Annotated in this window: 1 protein-coding gene; it reads left to right on the top strand. The window is 68.3% G+C overall.

The features are described 5' to 3' along the window. Positions 1–230: inorganic phosphate transporter (locus tag ACQG3P_RS25475; RefSeq protein WP_426806595.1), on the top strand; the 230-nt coding region annotated here is incomplete at both ends.

The following is a 230-nucleotide window of genomic DNA, read 5'->3' as shown; positions in this document are numbered from 1 at the left end:
GCATCGTGGTGATGCTGCTGCTGTCGGCGATCATCGCGGGCATGGCCAACGCCGGTGGCAGGCTGGGCCGCCTGGCCCGCCCGCGCTTCGGCAACGCGTTCTTCGGCAAGGCGCAGATCGTCTCGGCGGACTACATGGGCTTCGCCCACGGCCACAACGACGCGCAGAAGACCATGGGAATCATCGCCTTGACCCTGATCGGCGCCGTGGCGACCGGCGCACTGAACGAC

The organism is Stenotrophomonas sp. SrG, from assembly GCF_050031795.1.
GTDB lineage: Bacteria > Pseudomonadota > Gammaproteobacteria > Xanthomonadales > Xanthomonadaceae > Stenotrophomonas > Stenotrophomonas rhizophila_A.
Note: the sequence above shows the minus strand (reverse complement) of the source record. Positions and strands in the feature narration are given on the sequence as shown.